16 protein-coding genes and 4 tRNA genes are annotated in these 24,240 nt (G+C 74.4%); 9 read left to right on the forward strand and 11 right to left on the reverse strand.

Annotated features, from left to right (window positions below; translation table 11 throughout):
* Positions 1 to 8 precede the first annotated feature (8 nt).
* Positions 9 to 602 carry a TetR/AcrR family transcriptional regulator gene (locus HDA43_RS30435; protein WP_179827747.1) on the forward strand — a complete coding sequence of 198 codons (594 nt, stop codon included), beginning with the start codon at positions 9 to 11 and terminating at the stop codon, positions 600 to 602.
* On the opposite strand, the gene HDA43_RS30440 is transcribed toward HDA43_RS30435, so the two are convergent.
* On the reverse strand, positions 522 to 1,817 hold the full coding sequence (locus HDA43_RS30440; RefSeq protein WP_179827749.1) for an MFS transporter: 1,296 nt from the start codon (positions 1,815 to 1,817) through the stop codon (positions 522 to 524). The two genes, HDA43_RS30435 and HDA43_RS30440, sit on opposite strands and share 81 nt — an antisense overlap.
* A gap of 23 nt (positions 1,818 to 1,840) precedes the next feature.
* Between HDA43_RS30440 and HDA43_RS36560 the strand changes: the two genes are divergently transcribed.
* Positions 1,841 to 2,542 (forward strand): CGNR zinc finger domain-containing protein, encoded by a 702-nt coding sequence (locus tag HDA43_RS36560; protein WP_312873617.1) that lies wholly within the window; start codon positions 1,841 to 1,843, stop codon positions 2,540 to 2,542.
* Here HDA43_RS36560 and HDA43_RS30450 read toward each other — a convergent pair.
* The 3 genes from HDA43_RS30450 to HDA43_RS30460 all read right to left on the reverse strand — a co-directional run bounded on the left by HDA43_RS30450 (position 2,524) and on the right by HDA43_RS30460 (position 2,777).
* Positions 2,524 to 2,595: transfer RNA gene (locus tag HDA43_RS30450), tRNA-Val, on the reverse strand. The two genes, HDA43_RS36560 and HDA43_RS30450, sit on opposite strands and share 19 nt — an antisense overlap.
* Before the next feature lie 13 nt (positions 2,596 to 2,608).
* Positions 2,609 to 2,679: transfer RNA gene (locus tag HDA43_RS30455), tRNA-Cys, on the reverse strand.
* A gap of 26 nt (positions 2,680 to 2,705) precedes the next feature.
* A tRNA-Gly gene (locus HDA43_RS30460) sits at positions 2,706 to 2,777 on the reverse strand.
* Positions 2,778 to 3,013: 236 nt separating this feature from the next.
* On the opposite strand from HDA43_RS30460, the gene hutH reads away from it, so the two are divergent.
* Positions 3,014 to 4,561, forward strand: a complete 1,548-nt coding sequence (gene hutH / locus HDA43_RS30465; RefSeq protein WP_179827751.1) for a histidine ammonia-lyase — start codon at positions 3,014 to 3,016, stop codon at positions 4,559 to 4,561.
* 135 nt (positions 4,562 to 4,696) lie between these two features.
* Here the strand turns inward: hutH and HDA43_RS30470 are convergent, their stop codons facing one another.
* Positions 4,697 to 5,947, reverse strand: a complete 1,251-nt coding sequence (locus HDA43_RS30470) for an NAD(P)-binding domain-containing protein (RefSeq protein WP_179827753.1) — start codon at positions 5,945 to 5,947, stop codon at positions 4,697 to 4,699.
* A 58-nt stretch (positions 5,948 to 6,005) separates the two neighbouring features.
* Here HDA43_RS30470 and HDA43_RS30475 point away from each other — a divergent pair, with 58 nt between their 5' ends.
* From HDA43_RS30475 to HDA43_RS30485, 3 genes are read left to right on the forward strand one after another with little or no spacing between them, the layout of a single operon-like run.
* The gene (locus HDA43_RS30475; protein ID WP_246424760.1) at positions 6,006 to 6,917 is read left to right on the forward strand and encodes a LysR family transcriptional regulator; all 912 of its coding nucleotides are present in this window, start codon (positions 6,006 to 6,008) and stop codon (positions 6,915 to 6,917) included.
* A 4-nt stretch (positions 6,918 to 6,921) separates the two neighbouring features.
* Complete coding sequence (locus tag HDA43_RS30480) at positions 6,922 to 7,941, forward strand: chorismate-binding protein (RefSeq protein ID WP_179827755.1); 1,020 nt, start codon at positions 6,922 to 6,924, stop codon at positions 7,939 to 7,941.
* Entirely contained in the window at positions 7,941 to 8,771 is an 831-nt protein-coding gene (locus tag HDA43_RS30485; RefSeq protein WP_179827756.1) for an aminotransferase class IV, read from the forward strand. Before HDA43_RS30480 ends, HDA43_RS30485 begins: the two co-directional genes overlap by 1 nt.
* A gap of 178 nt (positions 8,772 to 8,949) precedes the next feature.
* Here HDA43_RS30485 and HDA43_RS30490 read toward each other — a convergent pair whose 3' ends face one another.
* Positions 8,950 to 10,356, reverse strand: coding sequence for an LVIVD repeat-containing protein (locus HDA43_RS30490; protein ID WP_312873618.1), 1,407 nt, complete (start codon positions 10,354 to 10,356; stop codon positions 8,950 to 8,952).
* 155 nt (positions 10,357 to 10,511) lie between these two features.
* Positions 10,512 to 10,928, reverse strand: coding sequence for an SsgA family sporulation/cell division regulator (locus HDA43_RS30495; protein ID WP_179827758.1), 417 nt, complete (start codon positions 10,926 to 10,928; stop codon positions 10,512 to 10,514).
* A gap of 515 nt (positions 10,929 to 11,443) precedes the next feature.
* Here HDA43_RS30495 and HDA43_RS30500 point away from each other — a divergent pair.
* Positions 11,444 to 11,515: transfer RNA gene (locus tag HDA43_RS30500), tRNA-Val, on the forward strand.
* A 380-nt stretch (positions 11,516 to 11,895) separates the two neighbouring features.
* Complete coding sequence (locus tag HDA43_RS30505) at positions 11,896 to 15,429, forward strand: S8 family serine peptidase (protein ID WP_179827760.1); 3,534 nt, start codon at positions 11,896 to 11,898, stop codon at positions 15,427 to 15,429.
* 4 nt (positions 15,430 to 15,433) lie between these two features.
* Here HDA43_RS30505 and HDA43_RS30510 read toward each other — a convergent pair whose 3' ends face one another.
* Complete coding sequence (locus HDA43_RS30510; RefSeq protein ID WP_179827761.1) at positions 15,434 to 16,396, reverse strand: helix-turn-helix domain-containing protein; 963 nt, start codon at positions 16,394 to 16,396, stop codon at positions 15,434 to 15,436.
* A gap of 184 nt (positions 16,397 to 16,580) precedes the next feature.
* On the opposite strand from HDA43_RS30510, the gene HDA43_RS30515 reads away from it, so the two are divergent.
* The gene (locus tag HDA43_RS30515) at positions 16,581 to 18,842 is read left to right on the forward strand and encodes a catalase (protein WP_179827762.1); all 2,262 of its coding nucleotides are present in this window, start codon (positions 16,581 to 16,583) and stop codon (positions 18,840 to 18,842) included.
* Between the two features lie 127 nt (positions 18,843 to 18,969).
* On the opposite strand, the gene HDA43_RS30520 is transcribed toward HDA43_RS30515, so the two are convergent.
* From HDA43_RS30520 to HDA43_RS30530, 3 genes are all read right to left on the reverse strand, one after another.
* Positions 18,970 to 19,305, reverse strand: coding sequence for a hypothetical protein (locus HDA43_RS30520; protein ID WP_179827763.1), 336 nt, complete (start codon positions 19,303 to 19,305; stop codon positions 18,970 to 18,972).
* 225 nt (positions 19,306 to 19,530) lie between these two features.
* Entirely contained in the window at positions 19,531 to 20,859 is a 1,329-nt protein-coding gene (locus HDA43_RS30525) for an NAD(P)/FAD-dependent oxidoreductase (RefSeq protein WP_179827764.1), read from the reverse strand.
* A gap of 463 nt (positions 20,860 to 21,322) precedes the next feature.
* Positions 21,323 to 24,229, reverse strand: coding sequence for an AfsR/SARP family transcriptional regulator (locus tag HDA43_RS30530; protein ID WP_179827765.1), 2,907 nt, complete (start codon positions 24,227 to 24,229; stop codon positions 21,323 to 21,325).
* Positions 24,230 to 24,240: the final 11 nt, after the last annotated feature.

Genomic DNA, 24,240 nt, shown 5'->3' on the forward strand with positions numbered 1-24,240 from the left:
GATGAGTCATGACTGCGAAGCCGGCGCGCCCCGACGTGCGAGCCCACGTGCTGCGGGCGGCACTGCAGGCGATCGACGAGGTGGGGCCGGAGCGGCTGCGGGTCCGCGACATCGCCGAGCGGGCCGGCATGAGCAGCGGCCACGTCATGTACTACTTCGGCAGGCGCGACCGGCTGCTCGTCTCGACCCTCCTGCTCAGCGAGGACGAGCTGGCCGAGCGCTGCACGGCCGAGCTCGCGGCCGTCGCCGACCCGCGCGAGGCGGTCCGGCGACTGGTGGAGCTGTATCTCCCCGGCGGCGCGGGCGACGTCCGCTGGCGGCTGTGGGCCCAGGTCGTCGCCCAGCCGCCCCGGGACGAGGAGACACTGACCAGGATCGCCTCCTTCACCGGCACCTGGGTCCGCGAGCTGGCCGCCCTCGCGGTCCGGGGAGCGGGAGAGGGGACGTTCCGCCCGCTGGACGACCCGGAGGACTTCGCCGGACGGATCTGCCGGATCATGGACAGCCTCGCGGGAGACGTGTTACTCGGGCTGCCCGGCCGTGACGCCGGGTGGGCTCACGAGCAGGCCATGCGGGCGATCTCCCGGGAACTGCTGCCCTGAGCGCGGGCCCGACAGCAGGTAGGCCAGGGCGGCCAGGAGCTGCACCCCGGCCCCGGTCAGCAGGGCCGCCGGCACCGAGTGCTCGGCGAGCGGCCCGGCGACCGCCGAGCCGACCGCGAAGGCGCTGATCTTCAGGCTCGCCGCCGTGGTGAAGACCTGCCCGCGCAGCCGCTCGGGCGCGTCGCGGTGCCGTACCGCGAGCACCGCGATGAGCTGCGGCCCCTGGCCGAGACCGGCCAGCACCGCGGCGACCACCGCCGTCGCCGGGGAGCCGGCCGCGGCGGCCAGCGCCGAGCCCGCGGCGATCGGCAGCGTGCCCAGCAGGATGACCCGGTCCGGCACGGCGGGCGGACGGCGGGCCAGGACCATGTTGGCCACCAGCGCACTCGCGGCCAGCGCGGACAGCAGCAGCGTGCCGTAGCCGCTCTCCCCGGTGAGCCGGGTGCCGAGCAGCGGCGCGCAGACCGTCAGCACGCCCGCCCCGGCGAAGGACACCGTCGTGGTGAGGGTGGCCCGCCGCAGCCGGGGGTGCCGGGTGATCGCCGACAGCCCCGCCGTCAGGTCGCGCCACAGCGGCTCGCGCTCCGCGCCCCGCTCCGGCCGCTCCCGCACATCCCCGGCCTCGGAAACCCCCTTCGCGTCCCCCCGCGCGGAGGGGCGGGCCGGGAGCGTCCAGGCCGCCGGTACGGCCAGCAGCACCAGCCCGATCGACACCGCGACCGCCGCCGGCGCCCCGGCGGCCGTGGCCAGCGCCCCGGCCAGCGCGGGCCCGCCCAGGCTCGCCACGTTGTACGTCAGGCCGTCCAGCGCGCTGCCCCGCCGCAGATCCGCCTCCCCGGCGACCAGCGGCAGCTGGGCCGTCCAGCCGCCGGTCAGCGCGGGCCCCAGCACCCCGGCGAGCACCGCGACGCCGACCAGCGCCGGTGTCGGGACGTGTCCCAGGGCCAGCAGGATGACCAGGAGCCCGGCGGCGTAGGCCGCCAGCGCCCCCGCCAGCATGCGGCCCGGCCGCGGGGAGCGGTCCAGCAGGGCGCCGAAGACCGGGCCGCCCACCGCCGAGGAGATCGTCAGCCCGGCGAGCAACGACGACGCGACGGTCACCGAGCCGGTCGCGGAGAGCCCCAGGAGCAGCAGCGCGGGCCCCGACGTGTCGTCGCCGGTCCGGGCCGCGACCGTGCCCGCCAGGTAACCCGCGAGTCTGTAACGGCTTTTCATCTACAAGACGTTACATTAGGGGTGTGCTCAGATCCACGAGGAACACGGCCGACCGGGCCGCAGAGCTGGTCGCGCTGCTGCTGGACGCCCCGACCGTCGAGAGCGTGGGCGAGGTGATCCGCGCGTACGGCGAGCGGGGGCCGGGCGTCCCCGGCCTCACCGGCGGCGACGTCGCCGCCATGCGGGAGGCCGCGGCCCGGCTGCGCGAGGTCTTCGCCGCCGCCGACCTCGGCGAGGCGGCCGGGCTGCTCAACCGGATCCTCGCCGGGTCCGCCCGGCCGCCCCGGCTGACCACCCACGACGGCGCCGCCGACTGGCACCTGCACGCCGACGGCGAGGACGACGCGCCCTGGGCCGAGTGGTTCCTGGTCTCCTCCGCCATGGCGCTGGCCATGCTGCTCGCCGAGCACCGGCGGGTGCCCGGAGGCATCTGCGCCGCGCCCGGATGCGACCGCCCCTTCGCCGACTCCTCCCCGGGCAGCCCCCGGCGCTTCTGCTCCTCCCGCTGCGCCACCCGGGCCCGCGTGGCCGGGCACCGCACCCGCCGCGCCGTACGGCCGGCCGGCCCCGGCGAGCGGCGCGAGACGGAGGCCCACCCGCCGGGGGAGCCGCCGGAGCCGGTGGACGTCCGCGGGCCGCGGCCCCGGAAAACAGAAGATCCCCGGAAAACAGAAGATCCCGGGCCGCCGGCCCGGGATCTCTTGAGTGGACGATACTGGGATTGAACCAGTGACCTCTTCCGTGTCAGGGAAGCGCTCTCCCGCTGAGCTAATCGTCCGCGTCGAAGCCAGAGGTGGAGACGGGATTTGAACCCGTGTACACGGCTTTGCAGGCCGTTGCCTCGCCTCTCGGCCACTCCACCGAGTGAGGGCGCGCGGCCCCCTTCCGAGCGGAAGACGGGATTCGAACCCGCGACCCTCACCTTGGCAAGGTGATGCTCTACCACTGAGCCACTTCCGCGTGCGATTCCGGGGCGACGCCCGGTCTCACGGGTAGAACTCTAGCGAATGGCGGCCGACTCCCCAAACCGGAACGCGCCGGGGCCCCGGGAAGAGGGCCTTCCGGCCCCCTGAATGAGGCACTCCGGCGAGTGGTGAAAGGCGGTGAACCGGGCGACGATGGCGGGGCGGCCACACCGCCTGTAAGGGTCTAACATCACATACACCAGTTACAATCCACCGCGAGAGAGTGACACCATGCGCGACAACGAGGTCGTGAACGTCGGGACGGAGCCGCTGAGCTTCGACGACGTCGTCAAAGTGGCCCGGTACGGGGCGACGGTGCGCCTGACCGACGACGCCGTGGCGGCCGTGGCCGCGGCCCGCACCCGGGTGGACGAGCTGGCCGAGAGCCCTGTCCCGGCCTACGGCGTCTCCACCGGCTTCGGCGCCCTCGCCACCCGGCACATCGAGCCCTCGCTGCGCGCCCGGCTCCAGCGCTCCCTGATCCGCTCGCACGCCGCCGGGTCGGGGCCCGAGGTGGAGACCGAGGTCACCCGGGCGCTGATGCTGCTGCGCCTGCGCACCCTGGCCACCGGCCACACCGGCGTGCGCCCGAAGACCGCCAAGACGCTCCAGGGCCTGCTCAACGCCGGCATCACCCCCGTGGTCCACGAGTACGGCAGCCTCGGCTGCTCCGGCGACCTGGCCCCGCTCTCCCACGTGGCGCTCACGATCATGGGCGAGGGCGTCGTCCGCGACGCCTCCGGGCAGCTGACGGACGCCGCCGAGGCGCTGAAGCAGGCGGGCATCGAGCCGGTGGAGCTGGCCGCCAAGGAGGGCCTCGCCCTGGTCAACGGCACCGACGGCATGCTCGGCATGCTGATCCTGGCCATGGACGACCTCGCCCGGCTGTTCCGCGTCGCCGACATCGGCGCCGCCATGAGCATCGAGGCGCTGCTCGGCACCGACCGTGTCTTCGCCGCCGACCTCCAGGCCCTGCGCCCGCACCCCGGCCAGGCGGCCAGCGCCGCCAACCTCCGCGCGCTGCTGGCCGACTCGCAGATCATGGACTCCCACCGGGACGGCACCTGCACCCGCGTCCAGGACGCCTACTCCCTGCGCTGCGCCCCGCAGGTCGCCGGGGCCGCGCGTGACACCCTGGCGCACGCCGCGTCGGTCGCCGCCCGGGAGTTGGCCTCGGCGATCGACAACCCGGCGGTCCTGGCCGACGGCCGGGTGGAGTCCAACGGCAACTTCCACGGCGCCCCCGTCGGCTACGTGCTGGACTTCCTGGCCATCGCCGCCGCGGACATGGCGAGCATCTCCGAGCGCCGCACCGACCGCATGCTGGACGTCGCCCGCAGCCACGGCCTGCCGGCCTTCCTGGCCGACGACCCCGGCGTGGACTCCGGCCACATGATCGCCCAGTACACCCAGGCGGCGATCGTCTCCGAGCTCAAGCGCCTGGCCGTGCCCGCGAGCGTGGACTCCATCCCCAGCTCCGCGATGCAGGAGGACCACGTCTCCATGGGCTGGTCGGCCGCCCGCAAGCTGCGCCGGTCGGTGGACGGCCTCACCCGGGTGCTGGCGGTGGAGATCCTCACCGCCGCCCGCGCGCTGGACCTGCGGGCGCCCCTGCGACCCGCCCCCGCCACGGCCGCCGTGGTGGCCTGCCTGCGCCAGGCGGTCTCCGGCCCCGGGCCCGACCGCTTCCTCGCGCCGGAGATCGAGTCGACGGTCCGGCTCGTGGCCGACAACTCGGTCGTCGCGGCGGCCGAGGCGGTCATCGGCCCCCTGTCCTGAGCCCCGCCGCCCCGGGACGGGCGGCGGACGGCGCCCCGGAGCCGTCCGGCGGCCGGGCGCCCCGGGCCGCCGCCTCCGCGCGCGGCCGGAGGCGTCCGCCCGGACCGCCGTACCCCGTGTGGTCCCGCGGGCCGGTCACCGCTCCGCGGGCAGGGCGGCGATCACCTCCACCTCGATCAACAGCCCCGGCCGGAACAGCCGCGACACCTCCACGGTGGTGCTGGCCGGGGGCTCGCCGGTGATGTACCGGCCACGGACGGCCGCGTACTCCAGCAGCCGCGACATGTCGGTCAGGTGGGTCCGGATGTGGGTGACGTCGTCGAACGTGCAGCCCTGATCGGCGAGGATCCGCGCCAGCAGCTCCATCACGTGCTCCGACTGGCGGGTCATGTCGTCCTCGCCGACCACCCGTCCCTCCCCGTCCAGCGCCACCTGCCCGGAGACGAACAGCAGCCCCGCCGCCTTCGTCGCGTGCGAGTAGCGGCCGTTGGTGGCCGGGACCGACGCCGGGTTCACCTTGGCCACGCCCCGGCTCCGCGCCGGCTCCCCGGCGGTCCCGGCCCGCTCCTCCGTACGGCCGGCCGCCCGCAGGTGACCGAAGACCGCCGTCAGGTCCGCGCCGCCCAGCCCCGCCGCGGCCGCCTCCAGCAGCCTGTCCCGGGCCGCCGCCGCGATCGTCCCCGCCCCGGGGGAGGCCAGCGTCAGGTCCTTGGCGGCCAGCCCGAGGGCGTAGCGCGTCCCGGGCGGGCCGTTCTCGACCGCCGGCCGCACCCGCTCGACGAGCCCGCCCAGCGGGGTGCCGCCCAGCACGTCCAGCAACGCGCCGGCGTCCACGCCGCCGGCCTCCGCGCGGGCCAGGGTCTCGGCCAACAGCACCTGGGCCGGGACCAGGGCGCTCATCACCGCCACCTTGAGCGCGGCCCCGGCGCCCGGCCCGCCCGCCTCCCGGACCCGGCCGAACACCTCCAGCACCTCGCGGCAGCGCGCCAGGTCCTCCGGCGCGCCACCGGCCAGCACGGTCAGCGTGCCGTCCCGCGCGGGCTCCACGCTGCCCAGCACCGGCGCGTCCACCAGGCCCACCTTCGCGGGAAGCAGTTCGCGGAGCCCGGCCACCGCCTCCGGCCCGATCGTGGACATCTCCACCACCAGCGTCCCCGGGCGCAGGCCGGGGAGCGCCTCGGTGAGCACCCGCCGGACCGCCTCGGGATCGCTGAGCATGGTGATCACCAGTTCCGCCTCCGCCACCGCCGCGGCGGGGGAGCCGGCGACGGTCGCGCCCTCCGGCGCACGGGGGGTGCGATTCCACACGGTGACCTTGTATCCGGCCGCGACGAGGCGGCCGGTCATCGGGGCGCCCATGCGCCCCAGACCGAGGAAAGCAATCATGCGGGCCACCGTACGGAGACCCGTGCCATTCCACCAGCGACTACATTTCATGTCATCCATGCGTAGGAGGAATGTGTACGACACCGACGCGCTGCGCCTGCTGGACGCCGTGGCGGCCACCGGCTCGTTCACCGCGGCCGCGGCCCGGCTCAACTACACCCAGTCGGCGGTCTCCCGGCGGATCGCCGCCCTGGAGGCGCGGGCGGGCGGACCGCTGTTCGACCGCCTCGCCCGGGGGGTACGGCTGACCCCGGCCGGGCAGGCGCTGCACCACCACGCCCGGGTGGTGCTGAACCGGCTGGCCCGCGCCGAGGAGGAGCTGGCCGGCATCCACGGCGGGCACCGGGGCACGCTGCGCGTCGGCGCGTTCGCCACCGCCAACGTCGCGCTGGTCCCCGGCGCGCTGCGCGCCTTCGCCGACCGCTTCCCCGACGTGGCCCTCACCCCCGTCGAGGGCCCCAGCGGCGGTCTGCTGCGCCGGATGCGCGAGGGCGAGCTGGACGTCGCGGTGGTCAGCGACTATCCGGCCGGCCTGCCGTACGACGAGGACGTGGAGCTCGCCGAGCTGGTGGAGGAGGAACTGCTGGTCGCGCTGCCCCGCGGGCACCGGCTGGCCGGGGGAGCCGGGGGAGAGGTCGTCGACCTGCGCGAGCTGCGCGAGGAGACCTGGATCGAGGCGCCGTCGCCCGGCGGGACGACCATGCTCGCCCAGGCGTGCGCCCGCGCCGGGTTCGCCCCCCGCGCCACGGTCAGGATCGCCGAGTGGACCGGCAAGTTCGGGTACGTCGCGGCGGGGCTCGGCATCACCCTGGTGCCCGCCCTGGCCGCGCCCGCCGTACCGGCGGGCCTGGTGCTGCGCTCCCTCGGCGAGTCGGCCCCGCGCCGGACGGTCTCCACCGCCCTGCCCCGCACGCCCCTGCCCGCGGCCCGCGCACTGGTGCGCCTGCTCGCCGAGGCGGCGGGACAATAGCCGTATGCACGACTCGTTCGCCCACGCCGGGGGGTTCCTGGCCACCCGGCTCCGCGACGTCACCACCGACGTGTCCGCGCTCGACGGCGAGGGCTGGTGGGCCGTCGTGCTCGACTACGAGGGCAAGGTCACCTGCGCGCGGTTCGACGACGTCCGCCGCGCGCCGCTGCCCGCGCCCCGCCGCCCCTGGCGCGGCCCCGGCCCCTCGGCCTGGCGCAGCTCCCTCGACCAGGCCGCCTACGAGGAGGGGGTGCGCCGCATCCGCGCCCGCATCGAGCGCGGCGACGTCTACCAGGCCAACCTGTGCCGGGTGCTGACCGCGCCGCTGCCCGGGGACGCGGACCCGCTGGCGCTGGCCGTACGGCTGGCCGAGGGCAACCCCGCCCCGTACGCCGCCACGGTGTGCCTGCCCGGCCGCGACGTGGTGTCGGCCTCCCCGGAGCTCTACCTATCGCGGGACGGCGACGTGGTCGAGTCCAGGCCGATCAAGGGGACCGGGGCCACCGCGGACGACCTGCTGGAGAAGGACCGCGCCGAGAACGTGATGATCGTCGACCTGGTCCGCAACGACCTGGGCCGGGTCGCCGAGGTCGGCTCGGTCACCGTGCCGGCCCTGTGCGAGGTCGAGGAGCACCCCGGCCTGGTGCACCTGGTCTCCACGGTCCGGGCCCGGCTCGCCCCCGGGTACGGCTGGCCGGAGCTGCTGGCGGCGACGTTTCCGCCCGGTTCGGTGACCGGCGCGCCGAAATCCACCGCGCTCGGTGTCATCGATGAACTCGAACCCGAGCCGCGCGGGCCATACTGTGGTGCCGTGGGCTGGGTCGACGCCGACCGGGACCGGGCGTCGCTGGCCGTGGGCATCCGCACTTTCTGGATCTCCTCCGGTGAGATCCGCTTCGGCACCGGCGCGGGTATCACCTGGGGCAGCGATCCACGACGCGAATGGCACGAGACCGAGCTGAAGGCCGCGCGGCTGGTCGCGCTCGCCTCCACATCCGGTTCGGCAGGTTCAGGAGGAAACTGATGAACACCCCCATATGGCTCAACGGGAAACTCGTTCCGGCGGACGGCGCCACGGTGTCGGTCTTCGACCACGGCCTGATGGTCGGCGACGGCGTGTTCGAGACGATCAAATGCGTGAACGGCGTCTCCTTCGCGCTCACCCGCCACCTCGACCGGCTCCGGCTCTCCGCGCGGCGCATGGACCTGCCCGAGCCCGACACCGACGCGATCGCCGAGGGCGTGCGGGCGTGCCTCGCCGAGGCCCCGGCCTGGCCGCTCGGCCGGATCCGCGTCACCTACACCAGCGGCCCCGGGCCGCTCGGCTCCGACCGCGGCGACCAGGGCTGCACCACCGTGGTGATCGTCGGTGAGCAGAAGCCCTTCCCGGCCACCGCCGACGTCACCGTCGTGCCCTGGCCGCGCAACGAGCGCGGCGCGCTCGCCGGGGTGAAGAGCACCTCCTACGGCGACAACGCCAAGGCCCTCTCCTACGCCAAGGCGCGGGGCGGCGGCGAGGCGATCTTCGCCAACCTCGCCGGGAACCTCTGCGAGGGCACCGGGAGCAACGTCTTCATCGTGCGCGACGGGCGGCTGGTCACCCCCACCCTGGCCTCCGGCTGCCTGGCCGGGGTCACCCGGGCGCTCACCCTGGAGTGGTGCGGCGGCACCGAGGAGGACGTCCCGCTGTCGGCCCTCTACGAGGCCGAGGAGGCGTTCCTGACCTCCACCACCCGCGACATCCAGCCCATCCGCGCGGTCGACCAGACCGTGCTCCCGGTCGCGCCGGGCCCGATCACCGCCAAGGCGATGCGGGTCTTCGCCGAGCGGGGCGCCGCCGACCTCGACCCGTGATCCGCAGCCGGGCCGCTTCCGCAGCCGGGCCGCTTCCGCAGCCGGGCCGCTTCCGCAGCCGGGCCGCTTCCGCAGCCGGGCCGCTTCCGGCGGCCCGGCCGTGACGCGCCCGCGGGCCGGAGGCTCCGCCCCGGGGATGCCGCCGGCCGTACGGCGGCATCTCCGGGACCGGTCGCGGTCACTCCGCGTATGACACCTGGGTCTGGGCGTTCAGCTCCGCCGGCCTGACCTTCCTCGCCGGGTCGGTCAGCGGGTCGTCGACGCGGAGCACGTCCAGGCCCCGGGTCATGTCGCTGGAGTAGATGTGGCCGTTGTAGTAGTAGGCCGACCACGAGCCGCCCTCCCGGCCGTCGCCGAGGGGGCCGCGCTCGAAGAAACCGATCTCCCTCGGCCGCGCCGCGTCGGTGAAGTCCCAGATCGACACCCCGCCCTGGTACCACGACTGGACCATGACGTCCCGGCCGGGGACCGGCAGCAGCGATCCGTTGTGTACGACGCAGTTCTCCCCGGGCCGCTGCTCGCGGGGGATCTTGAAGTAGGAGCGGAGCCGGAGGCTCCGGCCGCCGACGACGTCGTACACGGCGGCGGCGCCGCGGGTCGCCGGGGTGCCGGCGTCGCAGGTGGCGACGGCGCCGCCGCCCAGCTCGTCGCCGAAGACCACCTTGTCGGCGGCGTTGTCGAAGGTGGCCGAGTGCCACAGCGCGAAGTTCTTCTCGTCGCGCACCCGCTGGAGCACCTTCGGGCGGACGCGGTCGGAGATGTCCAGCAGGAACCCGTCGCCGAAGCAGGCCGCCGCCGCCAGGTCCTTCTCCGGGTAGACCGTGATGTCGTGGCAGCCCGCAGGGTGATCCACGTCTTCGACGCCGGAGATCCGGGGCCGCGCGACCACCTTGGCCGCCGCCGGCCTCCCGACCGGCACCTCCACCACCGAGAACCTGTCGTGCGGCGCCGGGCAGGTCCGGGAGTCCGGCTCGGGGCCGGGGGAGGAGACGTAGAGGTAAACGGTCCCCGGGTCGTCCCCGGGCACGAGCGTATGGGTGTGGGAGCCGCACTCGGTGCGGACCGCCGAGACGAAGACGGGACGGGCCTTGTCGGTGATGTCGAAGATCCGGATGCCCTCCCACCCCTCGCCGACCCGGGTCGCGCCCGGGTCGGTGTCGCACCGCGGTCCGCGGCGGGGGGAGTCGATCGACAGGAACAGCAGGTTCCCGTGCACCGACACGTCGTTCTGCGCGCCGGGGCACAGCACCCGGCTGACCACCGCGGGCCTTTCCGGGTCCGCGATGTCGTAGACGGTGAAGCCTTCGTAGTTGCCGGCGAACGCGTGGTCACCCTGGAAGGCCAGGTCGGTGCCCCAGGAATGGGGGCCGTCGAACGGCGCCGCGGGCGGGACGTTGGCCACGTGGGTGACGTTGGGACTGTGCGTCACGTCCCCGGCGGCCGGGCCGCCAGAGGTCTGAGCCGGCGAGGCGGCCGGGGACCTCCCGGGATTCGCGGACCGCGCGTGCTCCGCGGGTTCGGGGCCGGCGGCGCATCCCGCCGCGAGCAGGAGAGCGGTCAGTCCCAGCACCACGGTCGATCGCACGGGATCCCCATCAGGTCGGCGGCCTTTGCCCCATTATGGAAGCCGGATGCCGTGCGTGGAGATCCGAACGGAAGCCGCGCGTCACATGCCGTACGCGGGGCCCGACGCGCCCGCCGTCGTCGCGGCGGGCGTCGGATGGCGTCGGGTGAAGAGGTTCAGGAGCTCCAGAGCATGTTGCTGAGCTCGGCGTCGAGATCCATGAAGTCGGCCTCCCGGCCGGCTGGCACGAGTTCGTAGGTGCGGTGCAGGAACTCCGTCAGCGGAGCCAGCGGCACCTCGAACAGGGCCTGCCCGAACGGGGACGTGAGGCTGATGTGCAGGGTGCGCTCGCCGTCTGCGCGCGCGGGCCACACCTGGACGTCGCCGTCGCCGACGCGCCGCACGATGCCCACGGTCAGCAACTCGCGGGCGAAGATCCACTCGACCGGTTCGTCGTTTCCCACATGGAATGCCATTCTGATCGCATACGGGTCATCGGCCGTGTAGCTGAGACCGGCGAGCAGGGGGACGGTGGTACGGTCGGGGACCACAAGCCGAAGGCCAAGCTCGGCGGAGACGGTGGAGCTGTTCATCGTCAGCCAAACCTTTTTCGTCGTAGGTCCCCTCTGCGGGGCTTTCACTGCTCTGGCGGACTGTGTCCCGAGCTATGACACGGAACAAAGAAACCTGTAGGAAAGATTCCGCCTCCAGGCCCTTCTGTAACACACATCACAGCGCGACATTTGGGCCTCTACCTGGCTAAACATCTCCAACAGGGCCATATTTACAAGGGTTTTGCGTATCGTTTTGGTCACCGTCGACTCCCCGGCGGGGCGTCTCGGGCATAGGGGGTCAGCCTGGGCTGGTTCAGTGCTTCTTCGGACTAGGACGATGCTATGACACCGTAGCCCCCCGGTGGACGCATCCTCCGATCTTTGGGCGGTCATCGTGTCGCCTTCGCGGTCGCCCGGCGCCCCCCGGGGCTCGCTTCGCGAGAACGCGGGAGTGCTCCTTCGTGGTCGCCCGGCACCCCTGGGGCTCGCTTCGCGAGAACGCCGGGAGTGCTGTATGGTTTTCCACGTCGGCACCGCAAGGCGCCGGACAGGGCGGGCGATTAGCTCAGCGGGAGAGCGCTTCGTTCACACCGAAGAGGTCACTGGTTCGATCCCAGTATCGCCCACCGGCTCAGAGGCCGCTTCCCAGACGGGAAGCGGCCTCTTTGATTTTCTGCGTGACCGGCTGAGCGACCACGCCCCGCCGTCACCCCTCGGGAAGATGTGATCCATCGCCTCGGCGCCCTTCAGCGGCACCGGCCGGAGGCGCGGGCGTCCTGGCCACCGCCGGGGGATGCGGACGGCCTCCGGCACTCGCCGGAGCCGAGGGCGTCGCCGTACCGGCCCGGTGTCAGGGCCGGCGACGGTTCGCTGACACGCGAGCGGATCCGCCCGGTGTCGCAATCGCGACATGGCGGACAAACGGCACGCGCGACACCTGGCGCACCAGGCATCCCATCACCCACTCTCGTGCTCACTAGTTGTTGCTACGAGAGGTTTCACCCCCATGCACTGGTCCGCCCATGTGACGGTGGCAGGAGTCACCACCGCCGCCCTGTTGAGCCCCCCGGTACCCGCGGCCGCGGCCGAGCCCGCCGGCGGGAGCGTCCACCGGGTCACGCTGATCACCGGGGACGTGGTGACCGTCAGGCAGGCCGAACAGGGCAGGCACACGGTCGAGGTGAAGCCGGGGCCGGGCCGTGAGCGGATGGCGTTCCACACCACCGAGGAGAACGGCGAGCTGCGGGTCCTGCCCAAGGACATCATCCCCTTCCTGGCGGCCAAGCGGCTGGACCCGAGCCTGTTCTCGGTCACCCGGCTGATCGCCCAGGGGTACGACGACGCGAAGACGGACAAGCTGCCGCTGCTGTTCCTCTACGACGGCTCCGCGCCGAAGAGCGCGACCGCGCCCGAGCTGGAGAGCGTGAACGGCCGGGTCGTCGCCGCCGACAAGCGCACGATCGGTCAGCTGTGGAAGAAGTCGCTCGACGAGCAGCGGGCCACGCTGTCGCAGGGCGTGACGCAGATCTGGCTGGACGCCAAGGTCAAGGCCACGCTCGACCACAGTGTGCCGCAGGTGGGCGCGCCGGAGGCGTGGCAGGCCGGGTTCGACGGCAAGGGCGTCAAGGTCGCCGTGCTGGACAGCGGCGTCGACGCCACCCACCCCGACCTGGCCGGACGCGTCAAGCAGACCAAGGTGTTCACCGACGAGCCGAGCGTCCAGGACGGCAACGGGCACGGCACCCACGTGGCCGCCACCATCGCGGGCGGCGACGGCAGGAAGGGCGTCGCCCCCGGCGCCGAGCTGATGGTCGGCAAGGTGCTCGGCGACGATGGCTCGGGCACCCTGTCCAGCGCCATCGAGGGCATGGAGTGGGCCGTCGCCGAAGGCGCGTCGGTGATCAACATGAGCTTCGGCGGCGGCGCCACGGACGGCACCGACCCGCTCAGCGTCGCCGTCGACACCCTCACCGAGCGCACCGGCGCCCTGTTCGTGGTCGCGGCGGGCAACGACGGCTCGGCCTACTCCATCGGCACTCCCGGCGCGGCGACCTCGGCGCTGACCGTCGGCGCGGTCGACGGCAAGGACGTGCTCGCGGAGTTCTCCAGCCGGGGCCCGCGCCTGGACGACGCGCCCAAGCCCGACCTCACCGCCCCCGGCGTGGCCATCGTCGCGGCCCGCGCCACGGGCACCGCCATGGGCGATCCGGTCGACGAGCGTTACACGGCCGCGTCCGGCACCTCGATGGCCACGCCGCACGTGGCCGGGGCCGCCGCGATCGTCAAGCAGCGCCACCCCGACTGGACGGCGAAGCAGATCAAGGACGCGCTGGTCGGCTCGGCCAAGCCCATCGCCGGCCAGCAGATCGACGACGCCGGCGCCGGCCGCCTGGACGTGGCCCGCGCGGTGCGTCAGGGCGTGACCGCGACCGGCGTGGTCGACCTCGGCAGGCACCAGCAGGACGAGGGCGCGGCCACGGCCGAGGGCACCATCACCTACGCCAACGGCACGGCCGCCCCGGTCACGCTGGAGCTGGCCGCCACCCTCGACAAGGCCGAGCTCAGCGCGAGGACCGTGACGGTCCCGGCGGGCGGCACCGCCGACGTCAAGGTCAAGGTGGACCTGGCCGGGCTCTCCTTCGGCCGGTACGGCGGGCTGGTCACCGCCACGGCGGGCGCGGAGCAGGTGCACACCACGCTGGCGCTGACCTGGAAGGGACCGCAGCACAAGGTCCGCTTCACCGCCATCGACGCTGCGGGCAAGCCGACCGGCGCCGACACGCTGTCGATGTTCGGCGCGTCGCAGCAGGACGACCTGTTCACCTGGCTGCCCGAGGAGGGGCTGACCGTGGAGGTGTCCGAGGGCACCTACATGACGCAGTCGCTCAACCTGGGCGGCGGCTGGGGCCGGACGCACCCGCGTGACGGCATGGTCGTCATCCCCGAGCTCAAGGTCGACCGCGACCTGGACGTGGTGCTCGACTTCCGCAAGACCACCCCGGTGACCATCAAGACCAGGGAACCCGCCGAGCAGGTGGGCATCTACACCTACTTCACCTATCGCGCGTTCGGCTCGCGCAAGATCTCCCAGGGCGTCATGAACTTCGACGTCATCGAGGGCCTCAACGTCTCACCGACCCAGCCCGTGCGTGACGGCTCGTTCGAGTTCGCCTCGCGCTGGCAGCTCGTCGCGCCGAAGCTCACCGCCCGCGTGCCCGGCTCGGGGGAGCCGTACCCGATGGGGTTCCTGGGCGGGTCGCCGGGCGTGGAGGGGCGGCACATGTGGCGGCTCGCCGACGGGGCGGCCGGGTCCAAGGGCAAGGCCGCGGTCATCCGCAGCGAGGACATCGACTGGGCCGACCCGTCCGGGGCCGCGATCAAGGCGGGAGCGGTCGCCGTGATCCTGGTGCTGTCCCCCGACGACGCGATCGGGCGTGGCTGGAGGCCGGTCGGCGCCGACCTGCCGATCCCGGCGCTGGTGGTCGCCGGCGACGACGGTCAGCGGATGCTGGCGCGGATGAAGAAGGGCAACGCCAAGCTGGAGGTCACGGGGCTGATGGACTCGCCCTACCTCTACGACGTCATGCAGGTCTCCGACGGCCGCGTGCCGGACAAGATCGTGCATGAGGTGAACGACGGCAACACCGCGCGTGTTGACACGACATATGCCGACAACGGGGGCTTCGGCTGGGCCAAGGAGCAGCGCTTCGGCTGGCGTCCCTGGCAGTCGTACTCGCTGGGCCAGCAGATGGAGACCCAGCGGATCGTGAAGACCCCGCTGCGCCGTACCGAGTACGTCAGCGCCAACGGCTCCTTCTGGCAGCACCTCGTCAACCACCAGTACGTCTGGGACGAGATGGGCCGGCTGCTCGACGGCATGACCGAGCAGCCGCGCACCTACCGGCCCGGCGCGCGGACCAGCGAGAGCTGGCACGCCCCGGTGGTCCGCCCGGCGATCCCCGGCTGGCTCAAGCCGTCCACCCGGGAGGGCGACACGATGGAGATCCGCATCCCCGAGTTCGTGGACTCCTCCGGGCACGTCTCCCGCGCGGGCGTCGACAACGACACCGCCTCGGCCCGGTTCTTCCGCGACGGCACGCTGGTGGCCGAGCGCGACGCCGCCTGGGGCGCGTTCCCCGCGTCGCCGCGGGAGGCCGCCTACCGGCTGGAACTGTCCACCAAGCGCACCTCGGAGGAGTGGACCACGGCGACCGCGACCGAGACGGCCTGGACGTTCCGCTCCAAGCCGGGCGACCGCGTGCTGCCGCTGCTGCAGGTCGACTATGACGTGCGCCCGGAGCGCCCCGGTCTGGTGGGCTTCGCCGTACGGCATCAGGAGGGCGTGAGCGGGGCTCGCGCGAAGGACCTGAAGCTGGAGCTGTCGTACGACGACGGCGCGACGTGGCGCGGGCAGCCGGTGATCGCGCTCGGCGGCGGACGCTACGACGCGATCGTCCTGCGCCCGCACCCGTCGCTGCGGGTCACCGCCACCGACTCGGCCGGCAACACGGTCAAGCAGACGGTGATCAGAGCCTACTGATCGGTCAGAGCCAGTTCTCGCGGGCGGCGTGCCAGGCCAGTTGCATCCGGGTCTGCGCACCCGCCCGCTCCATCAGGTAGGCGATCCTGCGCTGCACCGTGCGCTGCGAGATCTTGAGCTGGGTGGCGATCGACTTGTCCGGGACACCCGCGACCAGCAGCGACAGCAGGTAGAGATGGTCGGCGTCGAGCGGACTGCCCGGGCTGGTGAGGCTGACCGGCGTGGCCCGCTCCCACAGGCTCTCGAACAGGGCCTTGAGGGCGTCGAGCAGGCTGCTGGGCCTGATCAGCGCGGCGGTGAGCTGGGTCAGGCCGTCGGTGTGCTGGATGAGCGGGAGCACCCCGAGCTCGCCGTCCGCGATGATCATCCGCACCGGCAGGACGGGCAGCGCGCGAGCCTGCTCTCCCAGCGTGATGCCGTCGGCGAGGTTGACCAGCATGCCGGGTTCCTCCAGCAACGCCCCCTCGTAGATGACGCGGTAGCCGACGCCGCGCCGCAGCGCCGCGAGCTCCTCGCTGTTCTCCTGCGAGCTCATCGCCACGTGCCCGGCCCGGCAGAGGCTGAGCACCTCGTGCCGGGCGCCGTCCTGCAGCAGCCGGAGCTGCTCGCGCAGCGCCGTGCGGCTGGTGATCACCTCGATGAGCTGCGCCGCCTCGCGGCGCCGCGCGTGTGCGAGGTACTCCCCCGTGAGCTGCTCCATGGCCTGCCGCGCCCGGTCGACCTCGGCCTGCCGCCGGTGCAGCCGGGCCGCGAGCGCGACGTCGGGAGCGACCGCCGTGAACCGGCCGGGATCTCCCGGCACGGCTCGCGCCAGCCCCTTGGCCAGCAGCGAGCCGAGCGCCTGCCGCGCGACCTCGGCCGCCACGCCCAGTTCCTCGGCCAGGGCGTCGGGCTCGACCTCGGTGGTCCTGACCAGCAGCCGGTAGGCGGCTTCCTCCTCCGCGCCCAGCCCCGCCGCGCTCAGCATGTGCCGCCCACGACCCGATCCAGATTCACCCGGCCATTGTAGGGAGGAGCCGCCAGGTGATGATCGGGTCGGTGACGGCGGCGTCCCCGGCCGGGTGGCTTGGGGCCCCGCCCGGACGTTTCACTCGCTTACCCGCGGGTAAGGCGCGCTGACCTGCTGTTATCGCTCGGGGAGGAACTGCCGCATGGATGCCAGCAAGCCCGCTGAAGCGGTCAGGGATGTCGTGAAGAACGCCGCCGAGAAGGTGGCCGACGCTCTGACGCCGGATGTCCCCGGCTCGCCGGGCAGCGCCCCGCCGGCCGTCGAGGAGCCGACGACGCCGCGCGACCCGCTGCCGCCGAAGAGGGAACAGGGCGCTCCCGCGACCGTCACGCCGACCGGAGCGGAGACCGGCGCGCCCACCACGTCGAAGGGTCAGCAGGGCGCCTACCTCACCACCGCGCAGGGGGCGAGGCTGCGCGACACCGACCACTCGCTGAAGGCCGGCGAGCGCGGCCCGACCCTGCTGCAGGACCACCACCTGCGCGAGAAGATCACCCACTTCGACCACGAGCGCATCCCCGAGCGCGTCGTCCACGCCCGGGGCGCCGGCGCCCACGGCGTGTTCGAGGCATACGGCACCGCCGAGGCGGTGACCAGGGCCGGCTTCCTCAAGAAGGGGCGGAAGACCGACGTCTTCGTACGGTTCTCCACCGTCCTCGGCTCGCGCGGATCGGCCGACACCGTCCGGGACACCCGCGGCTTCGCGACGAAGTTCTACACCGACGAGGGCACCTTCGACCTCGTCGCCAACAACATCCCGGTCTTCTTCATCCAGGACGGCATCAAGTTCCCCGACGTCATCCACGCCGGCAAGCCGCATCCGGACCGGGAGATCCCGCAGGCGCAGAGCGCGCACGACACGTTCTGGGACTTCGTCTCCCTGCACACCGAGGCGCAGCACCACACCATGTGGAACATGTCCGACCGCGGGATCCCGCGGTCCTTCCGGATGATGGAGGGCTTCGGCGTCCACACCTTCCGGCTGGTCAACGACGCCGGGGAGACGGTGCTGGTCAAGTTCCACTGGAAGCCCAAGCTCGGCGTGCACTCCCTGACCTGGGAGGAGGCGCAGATGCTCGGCGGCATGGACCCCGACTTCCACCGCCGCGACCTCTACGACGCGATCGAGGCGGGCGCCCACCCCGAGTGGGAGCTCGGCATCCAGGTGTTCCCCGACACCCCGGACGAGACCTTCGAGGGCATCGACCTGCTCGACCCGACCAAGATCGTGCCGGAGGAGCTCGCGCCGGTGCAGCCGATCGGGAGGATGACGCTCAACCGGACGCCCACGAACTTCTTCGCCGAGGTCGAGCAGGTCGCCTTCCACGTCGGCCACCTGCCGCCGGGCATCGACGTCACCAACGACCCGCTGCTGCAGGTGCGGCTGTTCTCCTACGTCGACACGCAGATCACCCGGCTGGGCGGCCCGAACTTCGCGCAGATCCCGGTCAACCGCCCGCGCTGCCCGGTCAACGACATGCTCCGGGACGGCTTCCACCAGCACGCCGTCCACGCCGGGGTCGCGCCGTACCGGCCTAACTCCCTCGACGGCGGCAACCCGTTCGTCGCGGGCGACGGCGAGCACGCGTTCGTCGACACACCGGTCCGGGTCGCCCAGGCGCGTAAGGTCCGCGCCAACCCCGTGTCCTTCGACGACCACTTCAGCCAGGTCCGCCTGTTCTGGCTGAGCATGTCGCCGGTGGAGAAGGAGCACATCATCCGCGCCTACACCTTCGAGCTGGGCAAGTGCTACGAGCAGGCGATCAAGGAGCGCCAGCTCCAGTGCCTGGCGAACATCGACCCGGTTCTCTGCCGGGAGGTCGCCACCGGGCTGGGCCTGCCCGAGCCGAAGCCGACGCTGCCGGTCACCGACCCGGCGCCCAGCCCCGCGCTCTCGCAGGTGGGCGGGGAGTGGCCGGCCGACGGCCGCATCGTCGGCGTCGTCGTCGACGACGACGCCGACCTCGACGGCGTGCGCGAGCTGCGCGCGGCCGTGTTCGCCGCCGGCATGGTGCCGCTGCTGATCGCCCCGCACGGCGGCATGGTGGGGGACATGCCCGTGCAGCGGACCTTCGCCACCGCCCGGTCGATCGAGTTCGACGCGCTGCTGCTGGCCGCCGCGCCGGTGCCGGCGCCCGACGCCGTACCCGCGCGTGACGCCAAGGCGGGCGCGGGCGGCTCCGCCGCGGTGGACCCGCGCGTGACGCTCCTGATCGACGAGTGCTGGCGGCACGCCAAGGCGATCGGCGCCTGGGGCGCCGGCGTGGCCGTGCTGGAGCGCGCCGGGATCACCGGCGCGCCGGGCGTCGTCCGCGGCGACTCCGCCATGGAGGTCCTCAACGGCGTGCGCGGGCTGATGGCCGCCCACCGGGTCTGGGAGCGGTTCCCCGCCTCGGTCTCCTGACGCCCCGCACCCGGCGACGAGGGCGTGACGGCCCCCGCCGTCCGCCGGACGTCACCGGGAACGCCCCGTCAGGGCCACGGCCCGCCGCCGGACGCGTCGGCGGCGGGCCGCGGCCCTGTGGAGCGGGTCAGCTCGTGCAGGACGCCTTGGCCGAGACGTACGCGCGGACGGCGTTCCCGTTGGTGGCCGTCACCGTGAGCCTGTCGCGGCTGAAGGCGTCGGAGTCGGTGTCCAGGCTGGTGGTGACCGACACCCCGGCGCCGGCGGTGACGCTGATCGTGCCGGTCAGCATCGTGGGCGCGTACGAGGGGCACATGACGAGGAACGACCTGGTGGCGCCGGGTTCGACCCAGACCGCGTTGGCCGCGGAGCCCGTCTGCGCGGAGGCCGGGGCCGCGACGGCCGTCCCGCCCGCCACGACGGCGGCCGCCAGCACGGCTCCGGTCACGATTTTCTTGATCATGGTGGTGTCCTTTCGTGTGAGGTCTCACTGGGGGTTTCCGGTCCCTTCCGGGACCGCCTCTCCGGGGAGGCGAGGTACGGTGCCCGGCCCGGAAGGGCCGGGGAGGTGCCGCTCCCGCCCGATGAACCGGGGGGCGCGGTGCCCGGCCCGGACGGGCCGGTGGTGGGCGGCCCGCCGGGATTCGCCGGGCCGGGGCGGTCGGCGGGATCTCGCCGCGCCGGGCCGTCAGCGGCCGGTCGGGATCTCCTCCCGGGCGGCGGGCCGGTGCCCGGCCGGGACGCCGCCGGGCCGCGGCCGGAGCACCCGGGCCAGGACGCCCGGTGACAGCAGCAGCCGCGGCGGCTCCTGCAGGTTGGCGACGCTCAGGAAGGCGTTCCCGACCACCGGGTCCGCCTCGGCGGCCACGTGGAGGCGGGCGAGGTAGCCGTTCAGCAGCCGCAGGCGCGCGGTGCGGCGCCCCTCGACGGACGGGAACCGCAGGTCGCCGCCGGCCGACATGTCCCACGGCACGTCGATGATCCGCGCGGCGTGCCGGAAGAAGCGGCGGGCCAGGCCGTCGAGCCCGCCGTCCGCCAGGCATTCGCGCAGCGCCACGGCCTCGCAGGCCGCCACGGTCATGCCCTGCCCGTAGGTGGGGTTGAACTGGCACAGGGCGTCGCCGGACACCACGTAGCCCTCGGGGAGGCGGTCCAGCCGCTCATACCGGCGGCGGACGCTCACCGGGACGCGCATCGGCCGCGGCGCCCCGAGCGGTTCCAGCCGCCGCAGCAGATCGTGCAGGTCGGGGACCGGGAGCCGGGCGGCGAACCGGTGGTATCCCTCCGGGTCGGTGGGCGGGACGTCGTCGCCCATGCCGTACAGGGTGACCAGCCAGCGGTCGCCCTCCGCGCTGAGCGCGACCCCGCCCCTGGGGACGGCCGCGCCGTGCCCCACGATGAGGGCGACGGCGTCGGAGTCGCCCGGCCGGCGGCGGTACTCGCGCGAGACGTACATCAGCCGGGAGTCGACGCGCTCCTCCGGCACCGGCCCGTACCCCAGCCGGCGCAGCCACTCGGCGCCCCGGTTGCCCCGGCCCGTGGCGTTCACCACGAGGTCCGCCGGCATGTCCTGCGGCCGGTGGCCGGGACGCAGCAGCCGTACCCCGGTGACCGCGCCGCCGGCGCCGGTGATCGGCTCGACCACCTCGCAGCCGCCGAGGATCGTCACGCCCGCGAGGGCCTCGACCCGGGACCGCAGGGACCGTTCGAGCCGCGGCCGGCTCACCGACAGCCCGCGCAGCCGCGAGGGCGCGGGACGCAGCAGCCGGCCGTCGTTGTACCAGCGGACGTCGCCCTGGAGGTCGCAGGCTACGGCGCCCGCCGCGACCAGGTCCGCGGTCAGCCCGGGTAACAGCTCCTCCAGCACCTCGCAGCCCCGGGACAGCATCCCGTGCGCGTGATGGCCCTGGGGCACGCCCCGCCGCGGGACGCCCTCGCCGGGCAGCGCGTCCCGGTCGACCACCGTGACCCGGCCGAACGTCTCGCTCAGCACCCGGGCCGCCAGCAGCCCGCCCATCCCCGCTCCGGCGACGACGGCGTGGCCGGAGAGCCCGGGGCGTCCCGGGCGTTCAGAGCGTCCGCCGCGCGCGCCGTGTCCGGGAGGCTCCGCGCGTCCGGCGTGTCCGTTGTCCCCGGCGCGCTCGGACGGCCGGTGACCGGTGTCCTCCATGGTGTCCCACCCCTCGTCGTCCGGCCGCCCCGCGGGGCGGCGCCGTGCTCATGACAACGAGGATGCGCACGGCCGCTGGGAGGCCACCGGGAGACGGCTTCCCCGGCGATCACCCAGCGGCCGCCCAGCGACCTCCCAGCGGTTTCCCAGCGACGGCGGCTCCGATGGGAGGACCCCGGCCCGCGGTCACGCCCCTCGGAGAGGATCCCGGTCGGTGACCGCGGCCCCGGAGAGGACCCGGCCCGGTCGTACGGACGTCCCCGGCCGCCCGCGCGGGACCGTACGGACGAAGCCGTACGGCCGGCCGCCGTCACGGGCGGCGGCGGCCGGTCAGGTCGGCGATCAGGGCGGTGAGCAGGGAGCTCGCCTCCTGCCGGGACAGCGCGCGGCCGCGGGCCGCGTGACGTTCGTACTCCTCCGGCGGCAGCGCCTCGCGGACCGCGGCGGCCTCACGCGGCCCGTCCAGCGGGTCCATCAGCTCCGGGGAGACACCGGCCCGGGCTCCGATGGCCTGCACCGCGCCCATCAGCAGGGCCGCCTGCTCGGCCCGCCCGGCCAGCACCAGCGCGCGGGCCGTACTGTGCACGGTCACCAGCCAGAAGGAGATGTCCCCGTAGCGGTCCATCGCGGCCAGCACGTCCCCCGCGACGGCCAGGGCCCGGAGGCCGTCCCCGCGGTCGCAGGCGGTCTTCATGTCGCACCAGGCGGCGCCGTCCGCAGCCCAGTCGTGGCCGCTGGCGCGGGCGGCGGCGATGGCCTCCCGGAAGGCCGCGTCGGCGCCCGGCAGGTCCCCCAGGACCCGCAGCACCATGCCCTGGACCATGAGCGTCTCGGCCTCCAGCCAGACCTGGGCGGTGCCCCGGGCCATCTCGACGGCCGCGCGGGCCGACGACGCGGCGTCGAGCGGAACCCCGGTCAGCAGGCCCAGGTAGGCGGCGTAGGAGGCGGCGCCCGCCTCCGTCACCGGGTCACCGGCCTCGCGGGCCTCCTCCACGGCCCTGCTCGCCGACAGGTGCCCCGCCCCCGGATACCCGGCCAGGTAGTTCAGCGCCGCCTCGGCGAACCGGGCCGGCGCCCGGAGGCCCGCGCCCGCCCGGGGGGCCCGGACGAACCCCTCCGCCAGCCAGGCCAGCCCCTCCGCGACATGGCCCCGGCGGAACCAGAACCAGAAGAGCGCGCTGCCCAGCCGCAGCACGTATTCGCCCTCGCCGTCCGCCAGCGCCGACGTGAACGCGGCCCGGAACTCCGGCTGGTCGCGGCTCAGCGCGTCGAGCAGCTCCGCCCCCTGCGGGCCACGGAGGTGGCGTTCGGCGTTCTCGGCCCTGGCCAGGACCCAGGCGCGGTGGCGCTCCTCGGCGTCGCCCAGCTCGGCGGGTGAGAGCGCGCCCGTGGCGTACCGGCGCAGCGTCTCCAGCATCCGGTAACGGCGCGGCGCCGTTCCGGGTACGGCGGTGACCAGCGACTTGCGGACCAGCGCCGACAGCGGCCCCAGGACGGGGGCGACCTCCCCGACGGCGGCGGCCGCGTCGAGGTCGAAGCCGGAGGCGAACACGCCGAGCCGGTAGAACAGCCGGCGTTCGTCCGGCTCCAGCAGCTGGTCGCTCCAGGCGACCGTGTCCAGCAGCGTCCGGTGGCGGTCCGGGCGGTCGGCCGAGCCGCCCACCAGCAGGGTGAAGCGGTCCTCCAGGGCGTCGGCGATCTGGCCGACGGACAGCATCCGGCACTGCGCGGCGGCGAGCTCGACGGCCAGCGGGATGCCGTCGAGCCCCTCGCACAGGGCGGCGATCCGCTCCCGGTCGCCCGGCTCGGGCGTCCAGCCGGGCTGGGCGGCGGTCGCGCGGTGCAGGAACAGCTCCACGGCCTCGGTGGCGGCGGGCAGGGGCGGCACCTCGTAGATCGCCTCACCGGTGATGCCCAGCGGCTCGCGGCCGGTGCACAGGATCCGTACGGCGCCGCAGCGGGTCAGCAGGGTGTGGACCAGCTCGGCGGCGGGGGTCAGCAGATGCTCGCAGTTGTCCAGGACGAGCAGCGTGTCGCGCTCGACGAGCGTCGCGGCGAGCCGGTCGGGGGAGGAGACGGTGGGCAGGCCCAGGGCGGCGGAGACGGTCGCGGTCAGCAGCTCGGCCGCGGTCAGCGGCTCGGGCACGTGCAGCCCGCCCAGCTCCACGAGCCAGGGCCCGTCGGCGTCGGCGCGGGCGCGGGCGACCTCCAGGGCCAGCCGGGTCTTGCCGACACCGCCCGGGCCGGTGAGCGTGACGAGCCGGTGCCCGCCCAGCAGGCCGGCGACGGCCGCGAGGTCGCCGCCGCGGCCGACGAAGCTGGACAGCGAGAACGGCAGGTTGCCCGGCGGCGGCGCCGGGACCGCGGTCCGGGGGGAGGGGACGCGGCCGGGCGGCTCGGGCGCGGGGGCCGGCCGCGGGTTCCGCCGTTCGGGCGCCGGGGCCAGCCGCGGGTCCTGGGCGAGCACCGCCGCCTCCAGGTCGCGCAGGCCGGGGCCGGGGTCGATGCCCAGCTCGTCCGCCAGCCGCCTGCGCACCCTGCGCAGCGCGGCGAGGGCGTCGGCCTGCCGCCCCGACCGGTACAGGGCGAGGGCCAGCAGCTCCCAGCCGCGCTCCCGCAGCGGCTGCTCGGCGACCAGGGTCTCCAGTTCGCCCACGGCGGCGGCGTGCCGCCCCGCCGCGATGACGGCGGCGAGCCGGTCCTCGCGCACCGCGGCCCGCAGCTCCTCCAGCCGGGTCGCGTCCGGCGTCGCGAACGCCGCCCCGTCGAAGTCGGCGTAGGCCGGGCCCCGCCAGAGTGCGAGCGCCTGTCCCAGGAGGTCGGCGGCCTCTTCCGGCTCGCCGTCCTCCAGCGCGTGCCGGCCGCGGGCGGCCAGCTCCGTGAAGCGCTCGGCGTCGACCGCGTCCGGGGCGGCGCGCAGGGCGTATCCAGGCCCCTCGCGCACCAGCAGCCGGGCCGGGGCGCCGGGAGCCCGCTCCGGTTCCAGCGTCCTGCGCAGGCCGGCGACGTATCCGTGGAGCGTCGTGACGGAGGGCGGCGGGGAGCCCTCCCACGCCTCGGACAGGATCCGCTCCGCCGGGACGCTCCTGCCCCGCGCGATCAGCAGCAGCGCCAGCACGGCCCGCTGGCGGGATCCGCCCAGCGCCGCCGGCCGGCCGCCCACCTCGGCCCGGATGGGCCCGAGCACCCCGAACCGCACGTCCTCGGCCAGGTTCACCGGCGGCCCTT

The sequence above is a fragment of the Streptosporangium sandarakinum genome (assembly GCF_013409935.1).
Taxonomy (GTDB): Bacteria; Actinomycetota; Actinomycetes; order Streptosporangiales; family Streptosporangiaceae; genus Streptosporangium; species Streptosporangium nondiastaticum.